General features: G+C 73.5%; 11 protein-coding genes and 1 pseudogene. 6 read left to right on the top strand and 6 right to left on the bottom strand.

The window, feature by feature from the left end; genetic code table 11:
- Window positions 1-9: 9 nt before the first annotated feature.
- Together ACYVGN_RS01560 and ACYVGN_RS01555 are read left to right on the top strand one after the other, a co-directional pair.
- Window positions 10-639 (top strand): annotated as a pseudogene (locus ACYVGN_RS01560) (GH92 family glycosyl hydrolase); the annotation flags it as partial.
- 211 nt (window positions 640-850) lie between these two features.
- Window positions 851-1756 (top strand): glycoside hydrolase domain-containing protein, encoded by a 906-nt coding sequence (locus tag ACYVGN_RS01555; protein WP_460788344.1) that lies wholly within the window; start codon window positions 851-853, stop codon window positions 1754-1756.
- A gap of 4 nt (window positions 1757-1760) precedes the next feature.
- On the opposite strand, the gene ACYVGN_RS01550 is transcribed toward ACYVGN_RS01555, so the two are convergent.
- Complete coding sequence (locus ACYVGN_RS01550) at window positions 1761-2795, bottom strand: LacI family DNA-binding transcriptional regulator (RefSeq protein WP_460788342.1); 1035 nt, start codon at window positions 2793-2795, stop codon at window positions 1761-1763.
- 139 nt (window positions 2796-2934) lie between these two features.
- Between ACYVGN_RS01550 and ACYVGN_RS01545 the strand changes: the two genes are divergently transcribed.
- Both ACYVGN_RS01545 and ACYVGN_RS01540 read left to right on the top strand, forming a co-directional pair.
- A complete protein-coding gene (locus ACYVGN_RS01545; protein ID WP_460788340.1) occupies window positions 2935-3321 on the top strand; it encodes a hypothetical protein in 387 nt (128 codons plus the stop codon).
- A 72-nt stretch (window positions 3322-3393) separates the two neighbouring features.
- On the top strand, window positions 3394-6498 hold the full coding sequence (locus tag ACYVGN_RS01540) for an alpha-mannosidase (RefSeq protein WP_460788338.1): 3105 nt from the start codon (window positions 3394-3396) through the stop codon (window positions 6496-6498).
- Here ACYVGN_RS01540 and cofC read toward each other — a convergent pair.
- Genes cofC through cofG form a run of 4 tightly spaced genes read right to left on the bottom strand, consistent with a single transcriptional unit; the run spans window position 6441 to window position 11988 of the window.
- Window positions 6441-7076 (bottom strand): 2-phospho-L-lactate guanylyltransferase, encoded by a 636-nt coding sequence (gene cofC / locus ACYVGN_RS01535; RefSeq protein ID WP_460788336.1) that lies wholly within the window; start codon window positions 7074-7076, stop codon window positions 6441-6443. The genes ACYVGN_RS01540 and cofC overlap by 58 nt on opposite strands.
- Entirely contained in the window at window positions 7073-8083 is a 1011-nt protein-coding gene (fgd, locus tag ACYVGN_RS01530; protein WP_134746489.1) for a glucose-6-phosphate dehydrogenase (coenzyme-F420), read from the bottom strand. Before fgd ends, cofC begins: the two co-directional genes overlap by 4 nt.
- A gap of 12 nt (window positions 8084-8095) precedes the next feature.
- The gene (locus tag ACYVGN_RS01525; protein WP_460788334.1) at window positions 8096-9631 is read right to left on the bottom strand and encodes a flavin-containing monooxygenase; all 1536 of its coding nucleotides are present in this window, start codon (window positions 9629-9631) and stop codon (window positions 8096-8098) included.
- Complete coding sequence (cofG, locus tag ACYVGN_RS01520; RefSeq protein WP_460788332.1) at window positions 9628-11988, bottom strand: 7,8-didemethyl-8-hydroxy-5-deazariboflavin synthase CofG; 2361 nt, start codon at window positions 11986-11988, stop codon at window positions 9628-9630. The genes ACYVGN_RS01525 and cofG overlap by 4 nt, the downstream gene beginning before the upstream one ends.
- Before the next feature lie 108 nt (window positions 11989-12096).
- Between cofG and ACYVGN_RS01515 the strand changes: the two genes are divergently transcribed.
- On the top strand, window positions 12097-12462 hold the full coding sequence (locus tag ACYVGN_RS01515) for a hypothetical protein (RefSeq protein WP_134746494.1): 366 nt from the start codon (window positions 12097-12099) through the stop codon (window positions 12460-12462).
- Window positions 12463-12485: 23 nt separating this feature from the next.
- Here the strand turns inward: ACYVGN_RS01515 and ACYVGN_RS01510 are convergent, their stop codons facing one another.
- The gene (locus ACYVGN_RS01510; protein WP_460788330.1) at window positions 12486-14255 is read right to left on the bottom strand and encodes an ABC transporter ATP-binding protein; all 1770 of its coding nucleotides are present in this window, start codon (window positions 14253-14255) and stop codon (window positions 12486-12488) included.
- Between the two features lie 193 nt (window positions 14256-14448).
- Between ACYVGN_RS01510 and ACYVGN_RS01505 the strand changes: the two genes are divergently transcribed.
- Window positions 14449-15537, top strand: coding sequence for an enoyl-CoA hydratase/isomerase family protein (locus ACYVGN_RS01505; RefSeq protein WP_460788328.1), 1089 nt, complete (start codon window positions 14449-14451; stop codon window positions 15535-15537).
- Window positions 15538-15625 lie beyond the last annotated feature (88 nt).

The raw sequence follows: 15625 nt of genomic DNA, 5'->3' as shown, positions 1-15625 counted from the left end.
ACGGGCCTCGTGCGGCCGGGGGACGAGTTCGTGTACGACTGGTTCCCCGTCGCGGGGGACGGCGACGACCGCTGCGCCGCGACGGCGTTCGCGCTCGAGCTCGTCTTCGACGACGGATCGACGTCTGCCCGGGGAGCGGTCGACCAGCACGGCACCCCGCTGGACGCGGGCGCGCAGGCGGCGGCCAAGACCCACTGGGTGGATCAGTGGAACCGCCGGATCGTCGACCTCGGCCCGTTCGCCGGACGCACGATCGAGACCGTGACGGCCGTGCTGCACGGCGGCCGCGGCTTCCTGGACTCGGTCGCCGTCCGCTCCGCGGGGCCGCGCCCCGCGACGCTCCTGGGCTGGATCGACACGCGCCGCGGCACGCACGCGTCCGACCGGTTCTCACGCGGCAACAACGCGCCGCTCGTGACGGTGCCGCACGGCGGCGTGTTCGGCATCCCGATGACGGACGCCTCGGCCGGCAACTGGCCGTATCGGTACCACGCCGACCGCGGCGACGACGCGCGCCCGGCCCTGCAGGCGTTCGCGACCAGCCACATCCCGAGCCCGTGGATCGGCGACCGCGGCGTGTTCCAGCTGATGCCAAGCCCCCTGCGCGAGCCGGATCCGGGCCGCGCGGCGCGCGCCCTTCCGTTCGACCGCGAGAGCGAGGAGGCCGGCCCGCACCGGTACGCCGTGACGCTCGACGCCGGAGCCTCGCGGATCGACGCGCTGCTGTTCGACCACGAGGAGCGTCCCGAGCACCACGTGCACGTGCTGCTGCCGCCGCCGGGCGAGCCGCACCTGTCCCTCGAGGGCGGGCGCCTCACGGGCTGGGTCGCGTTCGACGCCGCGACCGTGGATGCCCGCATCGGCATATCGACGATCGACGCCGCCCAGGCCGGCGCGAACCTCGAGCGGGCCGGATCCGTCGACGACATGCTCGCGGCGGCGGTCCGCCGCGGACGGGCGGGTCGGCCGCAAGGGGCTGCGTCCGGGCATCTTCCGCGGCTGGATCGACACGGCCACGCACGAGGGCATGTCCTGGACGCTCGACAACGCGATCAACGACGCGTCGGCCGCCCGGATGGCGCGCATCCTGGCGCAGCGCGAGACGGATCCGGCGGTGCGCGAGCGCCTCGAGACCGAGGCCGAGTACCTCGCCCGGCGCGGGCTCGGGTACCGCGCGGTCTTCCATCCCGAACTGGGGTTCTTCCTCGGCCGCGGTGCCGACGGCGCGTGGCGCGTGCCCGCGGCGGAGTTCGATCCGGCCGAGTGGGGGCACGACTACACCGAGACCAACGCGTGGGGCACGGCGTTCACGGCGCCGCACGACGGGGCGGGGCTCGCGGCCCTGCACGGCGGAGAGGCCGCGCTGGCGGCGAAGCTCGACGCGTTCTTCGCGACGCCCGAGACGGCGGATCCGTCGCTCGTCGGGTCGTACGGCTTCGTGATCCACGAGATGGACGAGGCCCGCGCCGTGCGCATGGGCATGCTGGGCCTGTCGAACCAGCCCGCCCATCACATCCCCCTGATGTACTGCTTCGCCGGCCGGCACGACGACGCGCACCGCATCGTGACCGAGGCGCGCGACCGCCTGTTCGTGGGCTCTGAGCTCGGGCAGGGGCGCCCGGGCGACGAGGACAACGGCGACGCGGCGTGCCAGACGCGCCCGTTCCGCGTCGCGCCGTCGCGGGCCGCGCTCGCCGCGGTGCGGCTCACGGCCGTGGCCCCGCTCGAGCTCGCGCAGCTCGAGGCCTTCGCGTGACGGCTCAGGCGTGCGGGGGCTTGGTGCTCGAGCGCAGCGACAGCACCGGGGCGGCCGCGGCGACCGAGGCGACTGGGGCATCCGAGGCCAGCTGGGCCATGAGGGTGCGCGCCGCCAGCTCCCCGAGCGCGAAGGTGTCGCGCGTGAGCGCCGTGATCGATGGCCGCACCAGGCGGGCCATGACCGAGTCGTCGAAGCTGGCGATGGACACGTCCTTCGGCACGCGCACGCCGAGCTCCTGCGCGGCGCCGAGACCCGCGACCGCCATGACGTCGTTGTCGTAGACGATCGCGGTCGGGGGGAGGGGGGATCCGAGCAGCTCGCGCGTGGCCTCCTCCGCGCGCTCGGCGGAGTAGTCGGTCGGGATGGACCGGATGGGCTCCGCTCCAAGCCGCTCGGCGCACTCCCGCAGCGCCGAGATGCGCAGCATGGTGTGCTCGAACTCCTCGGGCCCCGCGACGTGCGCGATGCGCCGGTGCCCCAGCTCGTGCAGCGCCGTGAACAGCGTCCGGCTCACCTCCGCGTCGTCGATCCAGACGCTGGGGATCGAGCCGTCGGGGGACGGGTGGCTGCCGATCTGCACCGCGCGCATCCCGAGCTCGAGCAGCAGGCGGATGCGCGGGTCGTCGTCGCGCGGATCGATCAGGATCACGCCGTCGACGCGATGCGCGCCCTGCCACGCGGCATACGCGTCGAGCTCCTCCTCGAGCGACGACACGATCTGCAACTGCAGTCCGGTGTGCGTGGGGGAGAGGCCGGCCTGGATGCCCGAGATGAGGTCGGCGAAGAAGGCCTCGGTGCCGAGCGCCCGCGCGGGCCGGTTCAGCGCCAGCCCGATGACGTCCACGCGCGAGCGGCCCAGTGCCAGCGCGGCGGAGTGCGGCCGGTACTGGAGCTCGGCGGCGATGGCCAGGATGCGCTCGCGCAACGCCTCGCTCACGCCGGGCCGGCCGTTGAGGGCGAACGACACGGCGGACTTGGACACCCCGGCCGTCCGTGCGATGTCGGCGAGCGTGGCCCGCCGGGCGTGTGTGCGCATCCCGCTCCTTCACGAGTCCGCGTGCGGGCTTCGAATCGATCGTCCCGCGTGGGGCGAGCATAACTCAATCGGTTCAGTCGTTGACTAAACCGGTTCAGTGTCTCAGGATTGACTGCGGCACGCGGCGTCGGTCGCCGGCGTGTGGGGCATCACCTGGTGGTGCTCGCACGACGTGTCGCGCTCGCTCCTGGACTTCCCCGAGGTCGAGTACGACCTGGGCCTGTTCACGTCGGACCGCGAGCTCAAGCCCACGGGCCGCCGCTTCGGCGAGCTCGCTGCCGAGCTGCGCGGCGCGCCGGCGCCCGAGCCGGTCGCCGAGGCGCTCGTGCTCGACGACGTCGACGCGACGGGTACCGTGCCGCACCGTGAGGCGTGCGGCCCCGGCGGCGCGTTCTTCGAGGCGTGGATGCGCCACGCCGAGCGCGTCGGCCGCGGTCCGCAGATCGTCCTGCGATCCTCGAGCCAGGATGCCGCGCTGCTCGCCGCGCGGGGCATCCGGCACGTGGTCGAGGTCGCCGCCGTCTGACTCACCGGCACCTGGTCCGTCTCCGTCCCTCCCTGCTGTCCCCGTCCCGTTCCGATCGAAGGCTCCTCCTCCATGCATGACGACATCCCGCTGACCGTCGGCCGCGCGACCCGCGTGCTGAGCGAGCGGATCCGCCCGGCCGTGCACGCGCACCGCGTGCCGCTCGAGGTCTCGTTCCACGAGCTGCCCGGCGAGCCGATCGCGCCCGCCGACGGCCTCGCGCTCGCCTACGAGCCTTTCGAGGTGGGATCCGTGTGGGGCGCGGCATGGGGCACGACGTGGTTCCGCGTGCGCGGCGAGGTGCCGGCGGAGTGGGCCGGACGCCGCGTGGAGGCGGTCGTGGACCTGGGCTTCGACATCAACATGCCGGGGTTCCAGTGCGAGGGACTGGTGTACCTGCCCGACGGCACGCCCGTGAAGTCGCTCAACCCCCGCAACCAGTGGGTGCGGATCGCGGACTCCGCCGCGGGCGGGGAGCAGGTCGAGTTCCTGGTGGAGGCCGCGTCGAACCCGGTGCTGCTCGACTACCACCCCTTCCTGCCGACGCAGGAGGGCGACATCCGCACGTCGTCGCCGCGCCGGCTCTACACGACGCGGCACTTCGACCTCGCGGTGTTCGAGCCCGAGGTGTTCGAGCTGTCGCTCGACATCGAGGTGCTGCTGGAGCTGCAGGCCGAGCTGCCCGAGTCGTCGCCGCGCCGGATGCGGGTGCTCCAGGCGCTGGACGACGCGCTCGACGTGCTCGACCTGCAGGACATCCCGGGCACGGCTGCGGCCTCCCGCGCGGCGCTCGCACCCGCGCTCGAGTCGCCCGCGGAGGCCAGCGCGCACGAGATCTCGGCGATCGGCCACGCGCACATCGACTCGGCCTGGCTGTGGCCCGTGCGCGAGACGATCCGCAAGGTCGCGCGCACGTCGTCGTCGATGACCGACCTCATCGGCGAGACGGATGACTTCCTGTACGGCATGTCCAGCGCGCAGCAGTACGCGTGGATCAAGGATCACCGGCCCGAGGTCTACGAGAAGGTGCGCGCGGCCGTGGCGGACGGGCGGTTCCTGCCCCTCGGCGGCATGTGGGTCGAGTCCGACACCGTGATGCCGACGGGCGAGTCGATCGCGCGGCAGTTCCTGTACGGCCAGCGCTTCTTCGAGCAGGAGTTCGGCATTCGGTCGAAGGGCGTGTGGCTGCCGGACTCGTTCGGCTACTCGCCCGCCCTGCCGCAGCTGATCCGCCGCGCGGGCTTCGAGTGGTTCTTCACGCAGAAGATCTCGTGGAACCAGGTGAACCGGTTCCCGCATCACACGTTCGCGTGGGAGGGCATCGACGGGTCGCGCATCTTCAGCCACTTCCCGTCCATGGACACCTATAACTCGCAGCTGTCGGGATCCGAGGTGGCCCGGGCGGCGCGGCAGTTCCGCGAGGCGCGCAAGGCGAACGGCTCGATCGCGCCCGTCGGCTGGGGCGACGGCGGCGGCGGCACGACCCGCGAGATGACCGGCAAGGCGCGGCGGCTCGCGGATCTCGAGGGGTCGGCGAAGGTGCGGTGGGAGCATCCGGACGCGTTCTTCGAGCGCGCCAAGGAGCAGCTGCCGCAGCCGCCCGTGTGGGTCGGCGAGCTCTACCTCGAGCTGCACCGCGCCACGCTCACCAGCCAGCACAAGACCAAGCAGGGCAACCGGCTGACCGAGCACCTGCTGATCGAGGCCGAGCTGTGGTCCGCGTCGGCCGCCTTCTGGACCGGTGCCGACTATCCCTACGACGAGCTCGACGCGCTGTGGCAGCAGGTGCTGCTGCAGCAGTTCCACGACATCCTGCCCGGCACGTCGATCGCGTGGGTGCATCGCGAGGCCGTGGAGCAGTACGCGCGCGTGGCCGCGGCCGCGACGGAGATCATCGAGCGGGCGCAGGCCGCGCTCGCCGGGGACGGCGATGCCGACGAGAGTGCGGGGACCGTCGTCTTCAACCCCGCCCCGATCCCGCAGGCGGGGGTCCCCGCGCTGGGGGCGGCGCCGGCGGCGGCCGTGACGTCCGCCGAGGTCACGGTGACCGAGGCGGACGGCGGCTGGGTGCTGGAGAACGACCTGGTGCGCGTCGTGATCACGGGCGAGGGGCTGATCGCCTCGGTCGTCGACCTCGCGACCGGTCGGGAGGCCATCCCCGCCGGCGCGGAGGCGAACCTGCTGCAGCTGCACCAGGACTTCCCCCACATGTGGGACGCGTGGGACGTCGACCGCTACTACCGCAACCGCGCGGACGACCTGCGCGACGCGGAGTCGATCTCGCTCTCGCAGCAGGACGGCGCCGCCACGGTGACGGTCTCGCGCCGGTTCTCGCAGTCGGCGCTGACCCAGACGCTCACGCTGCGTCCCGGATCGCGCACGCTCGAGATCGCGCAGACGACCGACTGGCACGAGACGGAGAAGTTCCTCAAGGTGGCGTTCCCCCTGGCGATCCAGGCGGAGCACACGGCCGCCGAGACGCAGTTCGGCTACGCCAAGCGCGTCACGCACACGAACACGAGCTGGGAGGCCGCGAAGTTCGAGACCTCGATGCACCGGTTCGTGCACGTGGAGGAGCCGGGCTTCGGCGTCGCGCTCGCGACCGACTCGACCTACGGGTACGACGTGACGCGCGACTCGACGCCCGAGCAGGGCGTGACCACGACCGTGCGGCTCTCGCTGCTGCGCGCGCCGCGGTTCCCCCACCCCGAGACGGACCAGGGCGAGCAGACGCACCGCTACGCGTTCGTGATCGGCGCCGGGGTGGAGGACGCGACCGCGGCCGGGCTGGCGCTGAACCTGCCGGTGCGCGCGGTGCGCGGCGGGGCGGTCGAGCCGGTCGTGACGGCGACGGCGGGCGTGCTGATCTCGGCCGTCAAGCTGGCGGCCGACCGCTCGGGCGATCTGATCGTGCGCGTGTACGAGCCGTACGGCCGGCGCGCGAACGCGACGCTCCGGTTCGGGCGCGAGGTGTCGGCGGTGTCGACGGTCTCGCTCATCGAGGACGCGGACGCGTCGCTCGCGCCGGTGGAGCTGGTCGACGGGCGCGAGGTGGCGGTCACGCTCACGCCGTTCGAGGTGCGCACGCTGCGCGTCGCGCTGCAGCCCTCGCGGGGCGATCAGCGCAGGGCGGAGGTGCGGGGGCCGAGGCCGAGGCCCGCGGCGGCGCGGAGCTGATCCGCGGTGTCGACGTCGCGACGCAGCGTCGACGCCGCGGGCACGTGGAGCTCGGCGAAGCCGGCCACCCGGTGACGCGCAGCGGAGCCGTCGCCGAACGCGGGTTCGAGCTTCACGCCCGGCCGGGCCGTGACGAGCGTGGTGCCCCTGCCCTCCACGTCGGGCACCATCGACAGGGGGCGCGACGCGGCGGCGTCGAGCGCCGCATCGAGATCCCGCGGATCGAGGGCCGGCAGGTCGCCGAGCAGCACCGCACGTGGACGGGTGGCGTCGGCCGCCGCGATCCCGGCGGCGATGGCGGCGTTCAGCCCCGCACCGGGATCCGGGATCACGCGCACCGGAACTGTGGTCGTCGAGCGAGCGAAGCCCGTCGAAACGTCATCGCGCCATCCCTCGACCTCTGCCGCCACGTGGGCATCCGAGGTCACCACCACGACCTCCGCGACGCGCTCCGCGCGGCTCGCCGCCTCGATCGTGTCGAGCGCGATCGCGGTCGCGAGCTCGGCGCGGTCCGGATGCTCCAGGCGCGACTTGCCGGTCGCCCCCTTCACGGGGACGACGACGATCCATTCCCTCAACGGAATCTCTCGCGCAGGCGGGGGAGCACCTGCTCGCCGTAGAGGCGCAGGAACGCCTCCTGGTCGTGGCCCGGGTCGTGGAAGACGAGGTGGCGGAAGCCGAGGTCGACGTAGGTCGCGATCGCCTCGATGTGCTGCTCGACGTCGTCCGACACGATGAAGCGGGAGGCCGCGCGTTCGATCGGGAGCTCCTCGGCGCGGCGCTGCATCTCGATCGGGTCGTGGATCCCGGTCTTCTCCTCGGGCTTCAGGGCGAGCGGCGCCCAGAAGCGCGTGTTCTCCTTCGCCTTCTCGAGGTCGGGCCGGAACGACACCTTCACCTCGATGAGCGTGTCGACGTCGGCGCCCTCGCGCCCGCCCTTCTGGATGCCCTCCTCGAACGCGGGCAGCAGGGTGTCGGTGTAGAGCGCCGGGTCCTTGCCGCTCGTGGTGATCCATCCGTCGGCCATGCGGCCCGCCAGGCGGGTCGCGGCCGGGCCGGACGCCCCGATGTAGATCGGCACCTGCGTCTCGGGACGGTCGTAGATCGTGGCGTTGCTGGTCGAGTAGTACGTTCCCTCGAACGTCACGCGCTCCTCGGTCCACAGCCGGCGGATGAGCGTGATCGCCTCCTTCATGCGCTGGAAGCGCTCGGGAGACTCGGGCCAGTCGAGGCCGAGCGTGACCTCGTTGAGCGCCTCGCCCGTGCCGACGCCCAGGATCATGCGGCCCGGGTGCATGGCGCCGAGCGTGCCGAACGCCTGCGCGACGACGCCCGGGTGGTAACGGAACGTCGGGGTCAGGACCGAGGTGCCGAGCAGCACGCGGCTCGTGCGCTCGCCCGCCGCGCCGAGCCACGGCAGCGCCGCGGGCGCGTGTCCGCCGTCGTGCATCCACGGCTGCAGGTGGTCGGAGAGGAACACCGAGTCGAAGCCCATCTCCTCGGCGAGAACCGCGTAGTCCAGGAGCTCGCGCGGACCGAACTGCTCGGACGAGGCCTTGTAGCCGAAGCGCATCGGGATGGTCATGAGACTCCTTCGTCAGGGGATCAGGGCGGGATCGTTCAGCGCCGCGCGCACGCGGTCGAGGCGGGCGCGGAAGTCGGCGACGGTGCCGGGCCACAGCAGGGTCAGGCGGCCCGAGCGGGCGTCCGTATACCAATTGCGGCATCCACCGTCGAGCCACGGGGTCCCGGCGGCGCGGGCGGCGATCTCGGCGGTGTGCGCGGCCTCCGCCTCGGCGCTGACCCGCACCTCGCGCCCCGCGGCGATGAGCTCCGCGGCGAAGCGCGCCTGCTCCTCCATGATCAGCACGGCGGAGTTGTGGCCGAGCGACGCGTTGGGGCCGTTGAGCACGAACAGGTTCGGGAAGCCGGTCACCAGGGTCGAGCCCACCGCGGTCATCCCGCCCGACCAGTGCTGGTCGAGCGTCAGGCCGCTCTCGCCGGTGACGCGATGGGCGTACGGCTGCCGCGCCGCCTCGAAGCCCGTGGCGAGCACGAGCACGTCGGCCTCGTACCGGGCGCCGCTCGCCGCGACGAGCGTGCCGCGGTCGACGCGGGTCAGCGCCGACGGCTCGAGCGTCACGGACCCCGAGGCGAGCGCGGGGTAGAAGTCGTCGCTCAGCAGCACGCGCTTGCAGCCGAACGCGTAGTCCGGGGTGAGAGCGGCCCGCAGCGCGGGATCCGGCACCTGCGCCGCGAGGTGGGCGAGCGCCTGCTCACGCGCGGCCGCCGCCGCGGTCGCGTCTCCGGAGCGGGAGGCGAACCGCGCCTCGCCCTCGGCGTGGAGCTGTGCGCGCAGCGAGCCGAGCGCCGCCGGATCGCCGGCCCAGCGGTCGCGCTCGTCCTCCCCGTACGGGCGGTCGCCGCGGGGCACGATCCAGGCCGGGGTGCGCTGGAACAGCGTCACCCGCGCGCCGCGGCGCGCGAGCTGGGGAACCAGCTGGATCGCGCTCGCGCCGGTGCCCACCACGGCGACGCGCGCGCCCTCGATGGGCGCGGCATCGTCCCAACGCGCCGAGTGGAACGCCGGCCCGGGGAAGGACCCGAGCCCCGGCACGTCCGGCAGCGCGGGCTCGGTGAGCCGCCCGCACGCGAGGATCAGGTGCTCGCAGGAGAGCTGTTCGTTGAGCGAGGGAGCTTGCGACCGAGTCGAAACGGAGGAAACCGCCTGAGGCAGGTTGCTCCGTTTCGACTCGCTTCGCTCGCTCGACGAACGAGTGAGCGAGACCATCCACCCCGTGCCGTCCCAGTGGGCGGCCGTGAGCTCTGCGCCCAGGCGGAGGTGGCGGTCGAGGCCCTCCGCGCGGACCACGTGCTCGAGGTAGGCGCGGATCTCGCCGCCCGGTGCGAAGGTGCGCGACCAGTGCGGCCAGGGGTGGCTGCTCAGCCCGTACAGGTGCGCGGGCACGTCGCACGCGACGCCCGGGTACGTGTTGTCGCGCCATGTGCCGCCGACGGCATGCGCTCGCTCGAGGATGACGAAGTCGGTGACCCCGGCGGAGCGCAGCGCGAGCGCCGCGGCGATCCCGGCGAATCCGGCGCCGACGATGACGGTCCCGACGCGCTCCGTCACGGCCGCGCCCCCACGTCGCCGTAGGTCGTGGACCGCTGCCGGAACGGCCGGAACAGCCCGGCGGCGATGCGGCGCGCCTCGGCGAGCGGCAGCTCGAGACCGCGCTCCACGCCCGCCCCGGGCAGCACGCGCCCGTCGAGCAGCGTGCCGCCGAGGTCGTCGCCGCCCGAGCGCAGCAGCTCGATCGACGTCGGGACGCCGTGACGCGTCCACGGGATCTGGATGTGCGGGATCGCGCCCGACAGCAGCAGGCGCGAGACGGCCGCCATCGCGCGGTGCTCGTCCAGCGGGCGCCGACCCGGTACGAGCGGCACGCCGCCGCCCAGGGGCTCGGGGAGCGGGATCGGCACGAACTCGGTGAAGCCGCGTGTGCGCGACTGGATGTCCGCCAGCTCGCGCAGGTGGGCGATGCGCTCGGCTGCGGTCTCGACGTGCCCGTAGAACAGGACCGAGGTGGAGCGGAAGCCCGCCTCGTGCGCCGCCACGATGTTCTCGCGCCACCGGTCGATCTCCAGGTCCCCGGGCGCGACCAGCCGGCGGACCCGCTCGCTGAGCACCTTGACTCCCGTTCCGGGAACGGTGTCCACGCCGCTCTCGCGCATCGCCGCGAGGGCGCCGGCGAGGCCCCGTCCGGAGCGGTCCGCGAGGTCCGCGACGTCCTGCGGGCGGTACGCGTGCAGGTGCATGCCCGGAGCGGCATGCTTGATCGTCCGGGCGATGTCGAGATACGACTCGGCGTCCTCGCTCGGGGCGACGAGGCCCTGGACGCAGATCTCGGTCAGGCCCAGGTCCGCGGCGTCGCGCGCGATCTCGGCGAGGGCGTCCAGGTCGTACGTGTCGGGCTCGCCGGTCCGGCGCCGGCGGAAGCCCGTGGAGGCGACGTTGCGGTTCGCCACGATGGTCAGCGCCTCGCCGACCGTGTACCGCCGCACGTCATCGGCGGTCGCGGCGAGGGCGTCGGCGTCGGCCCCCTCGGCTCGGAGCAGCGCCTCCCATTCCGCGTCGTCCAGCGTGGACGGCTCGGAGGCGGCGCGGTTCAGCAGGGTCTCGAACGCGCGCGCGGCGCTTCGCGCCGACGCGTCGACCATGGCCCGCGGCTCCGGACGGACCACGCCGCCGTCGGCGCCCACGCGCGCGAGGCCGTCCGGGCCCGCGAGCGCGTAGGTGGCGGGGCGGATGGCGGGGTCTAGCCACTCGTCCGCGACATACGGCGGGTGGGCCGTGAGGCGCTCGCGCAGCGTGAAGCCCGACTCCGCCGTGGCGGCCGCGAGGTCGTCGAGATGCGGCCAGGGGCGCTCCGGGTTGACGTGGTCGGCCGTGAGCGGCGAGACGCCGCCCCAGTCGTCGGCGCCCGCGCGCACCAGGAGGTCGAGCTCCTGCGGGTCGGAGAGGTTCGGCGGCACCTGGATGCGCATGCCGGGCCCCATCACCAGCCGGGCGACCGCCACGGCGGCCACGTACTCGCGCAGGTCGGCGTCGGGCGCACCCTGCATGGCCGTGCGGGGCTTCGCGCGGAAGTTCTGCACGATGATCTCCTGCAGATGGCCGTGGCGCGCGTGCGCGTCCCGCAGGGCCACGAGGGACTCCGCGCGGTCGCGCAGGGTCTCGCCGATGCCGACCAGGATCCCGCTCGTGAACGGGATGCGCGCCGCTCCGGCGTCGTCCAGCAGCCGCAGCCGCACGTCCGGGTCCTTGTCCGGCGACCCGTAGTGCACCTGCCCGGGCTCCTCGTAGAGCCGGCGGGAGGTCGTCTCGAGCATCACGCCCATGGACGGCGCGACGGGACGCAGCATCGCCAGCTCGCCCGGCGTCATGATGCCGGGGTTCAGGTGGGGGAGCAGGCCGGTCTCGGCGGTGATGGCCCGCGCCATGTCGGCGACGTACTCGAGCGTGGATCCGTAGCCGTGCCGGTCCAGCCACGCGCGCGCCTCGGGCCAGCGCTCCTCGGGGCGGTCGCCGAGCGTGAGCAGCGCCTCCTTGCAGCCGAGGGCCTGCCCCTGCCGGGCGACGGCGAGCACCTGCTCGCGCGACATGTACTCGGGCTTGCGCTGCCGCAGCAGCTGACCGGGGGTGTCGACGAACACGCAGTAGTGGCAGCGGTCGCGGCACAGGGTGGTGAGCGGGATGAAGACCTTGCGCGAGTACGTCATGACGCCCGGCCGCCCGATCCGCTCCAGGCCGGCGTCGCGCACGCGCGCCGCGGCGGCCAGCAGGCGGTCCAGAGCCTCGTCCGTCGCCCCGAGCAGCGCCTCGGCGTCGGCGGCGTCGATCCGCGCGCTGTGCTCGGCGCGACCGAGCGCGGCCGCGAGTGCGGAGGCGTCCGAGCCGGCGACGGGTGGGGGATCGAGCAGCGTCACCGCTTCAGTCTCGCACCGCGTGCGAGGGCCGGGGCTGGGATGCCGATCGTCATCATCCTGTGAGGCGCGGCGCCTGGAGGCGGGCGGCGCGCCTGGCAGGATGGAGCCATGGTGACCCTGCTGCTCGACCAGGCGCAGCTGGAGATCGTGCTCACGCGCACGGAGCGCGTGCTCGCCGCCCAGCGTGAAGACATCCGGATCGACCGCGCGTCGATCGCGAAGCTGCAGCTCACGGACGAGCCGACGACGTGGATCCGCGGCGTGCGCGCCCCCGGCACCCACCTGCCGCGGCTGCTGTCGATCGGCACGTGGCGCTCGGCGCAGGGCAGGGACTTCGTGGCGGTGCGCCACGGCCGTCCAGGCGTGGTCATCGACCTCGAGGGCGACGAGCGCTTCTCGCGCCTGATCCTCTCGACCCGTCACGGTCTCAAGCTCGCGCAGGCCCTTCAGCTGGACGACGACGCCGAGGCGTAGCCCCGGCGCGCCCCGACCGGGGCTCAGCCGTGGTGCTCGTGGTGCGGGTGCTCGTGGTCCTCGTGCGAATGCTCGTGGTGCTCGCTCTCGCCCTGGTCCTCGCCGCCCTCCGAGGCGGCCGCCTCGGCCTCGGCCGCCTCGGCGCGGATCGCGGCGATGACGTCGTACGCCTGGGTGGGCGTGTCATAGGGCGCGGGGGAGTCCGACTCGGTCGCGGCGATCGACTCGAGCACGTCCTGCGTCTCGGCGCCGGCCGACGCGTCGTCCTGGTCGTCCGCGTCGCCCTCGCGGCGGAAGGCCGCGAGGAAGGAGTCGAACACGTCGCCGGGCACGTCCTCGCGCTCGGCGGGGGCGCCCGTGCCGTAGAGTTCGTCCTCGGCCGTCTGCGCCTCGTCGCCGGGCGCCAGCAGGCTGTCGAAGTCCTGGTCGTCCGGCAGGTCGATGACCGTGTCGGCGGTCTCGATGGGGTCCGGGTCGTCCGCGTCCTCCGCGGCGGGGTGCGGGATCTCGTCCTCCGACGGCGTCGGGAGCCAGCCGGGCGTCGGCTGCTCGCCGGGCAGGGAGGCGGCGATCAGCTCGGCCTCGCCGGCCACGACGTCCTTCTCGACCTCGGGGAGCGGCAGGCGCAGGAACGCCAGCGGGTCGCCATGCAGGGCAGATGCGGCGGGAGCGGCGTCGGCGGGCGCGCCCTCGGCTTCGTTGTCCTCGTCCGTGAGCGGCTGCTCGTCGACCGCGACCTCCGAGTCGGCCGTGGCGGGGGCGAACAGCTCGTCCACGGGCTCGACCTGTGCGCCCGCCTCGTCGACGGCGGGCGGCTCGGCCGCGGGCGCCGGGGCGACCGGAGCCTCCGCGACGTCCGTCGGCTCGCTTGCCGCAGGAGTCGTGGTCTCGGCGGGCGCGGTCCAGGTGCCGTCGATGATCCGGATGTACACGTCCTCGAGGGTGTGCTGCTTCAGCTGCAGCGTCGAGAGCGGGATGCCCGCCTCGGCCGCGATCCCGCCGATCTGCGCCGTGGTCGCGGCCGGCACGGTGAAGCCGGCGCGCTTCAGCTCGAAGTCGATGCCGCGCGAGCGCAGCGCCTCGCTCAGGCTGGCCCGGTCGGGCGAGTCCACCGTCACGGCGGCGTCGATGTCGGCCAGCTTCTCGATGCCGCCGCTGAACAGCAGGCGGCCCTGGGAGATGATCAGGATGTCGTCGGCGACCTGCTCGACCTCGCTGAGGACGTGCGACGACATCAGCACCGTGCGGCCCTCGTCGGCCAGGCGGCGCATCAGCAGGCGGATCCAGCGGATGCCCTCGGGGTCGAGTCCGTTGGCGGGCTCGTCGAAGATCAGCACGCCGGGGTCGCCCAGCAGCGCCTCGGCGACGCCCAGTCGCTGACGCATGCCGAACGAGAACCCGCCGATGCGCATGTCCGCGGCACCGGTGAGGCCGACGATGTCGAGGACCTCGGCGACACGGGTCGCGGGGATGCCCACCTGGCGGGCCGCGGCGTGGAGGTGCCGCGTCGCGGTGCGGCGCGGCCGGTACTGGACGTTCTCGAGCACCGCGCCGACCTCGCGGCGGGGCTGCGACAGGCGCGCGTACGGCACGCCGCCGATCAGGGCCGCGCCCTGCGTCGGGCGGATCTCGCCCAGCAGGATGCGCAGCGTCGTCGACTTGCCGGCGCCGTTCGGGCCGACGAAGCCGGTCACGGCTCCCGGCTCGACGCGCGCGGTGAAGTCCGATACGGCGGTGATGTCTCCGAAGAGCTTGGTGACCCCGCGGAACTCCAGGACCTTGCCTTCGGTCATCCGCTCCCCCTTGTGCGTGAACAGGTTCCCCCTATCTTGACGGAGATCGGGCCGATCCCCCGCATTCGGGAGAGGAGGATGCGCCGATCCGCCGCGGAATCCCCGCCATCCTGGGGGTCGTGACCCGGTCCCCCGGGCCTCGTGGGCGCACCGGTCCCGGGCGCGCCGACGGGCCGGGGGTAACGTGGGGCGCGTGAGCTTCGAGACCTCCGACCCCCGTGTCCTCGCCCACCGCGAGGGCGGGCTCGGCACCATCACGCTCAACCGCCCGGAGGCCATCAACGCCCTCGACCTCGGCATGATCCATGCCATCCACGGCGTCCTCGACGCGTGGCGGGACGACTCCGACGTGCAGGTCGTGCTGTTCGACGCGGCGGGGGACCGGGGCTTCTGCGCGGGCGGAGACGTGCGGCGCCTGCACTCGGCGATCGTGCAGGGGGATCTGGCGGAGGCCGAGCGCTTCTTCCGCGACGAGTACGCCATGAACGCGGCGATCGACGAGTACCCGAAGCCGGTCGTGGCCTTCGCGGACGGCGTCACGATGGGCGGCGGGATCGGGATCGCCGGGCACGCGGACATCCGGATCGTGACCGAGACCTCCAAGCTCGCGATGCCCGAGACCCGGATCGGATTCACGCCCGACGTCGGCGGATCCTGGCTGCTGGGCCGCGCGCCGGGTCGCCTCGGCGAGTTCCTAGCCCTGACCAGCACCGTCATGGGGCCCGCGGACGCGATCCACGCGGGTCTCGCGGACCACTTCGTGCCCGCCGAGAACCTGCCGTCGCTGCATGAGGCGCTGACGACCCGCGCCGATCCCTCGACGCCGACCGAGCTGGTGCTGCTGTTCGACGAGACCCTCGAGGCCGGGCCGATCGAGCGGGCGCGGGAGTGGATCGACGAGGCATTCGCGGCCGACACCCTCCCCGAGATCGTCGAGCGCCTGCAGTCGCTGCGCGACCGGGGCGTCGGAGAGGGTGAGCCCGTCAGCCCCGCGCTCGCACTGGAGGCCCTCGCGGAGCGGTCGCCCGTCGCGCTCGTCGTGACGCTGGGCGCGGTGCGCTCCGCCCGCGCGCTCCGCGGGCTGCGCCCGGCGCTCGAGCAGGAGTTCGCGCTCGTCTCGTGGTTCATGGCGACGCAGCCGGACATGCCCGAGGGCATCCGGGCGCAGCTGGTCGACAAGGACCGCTCGCCGAAGTGGAACCCGGCGTCCATCGCGGAGGTGTCGCCCGAGGTCGTCGGCGAGGCGTTCACGTTCCACGTGCAGCGGCCCCTGTTCGACTGACCCATCGCCCTACCTAGATGTACTCGGTCATGAGGTTGGTGACACCCGGCTGATCGGGGGTCGGCCGCCGCAGGCGGTGTGTGGTCGA

It is taken from the genome of Microbacterium lacusdiani, assembly GCF_054779895.1.
Note: the sequence above shows the minus strand (reverse complement) of the source record. Positions and strands in the feature narration are given on the sequence as shown.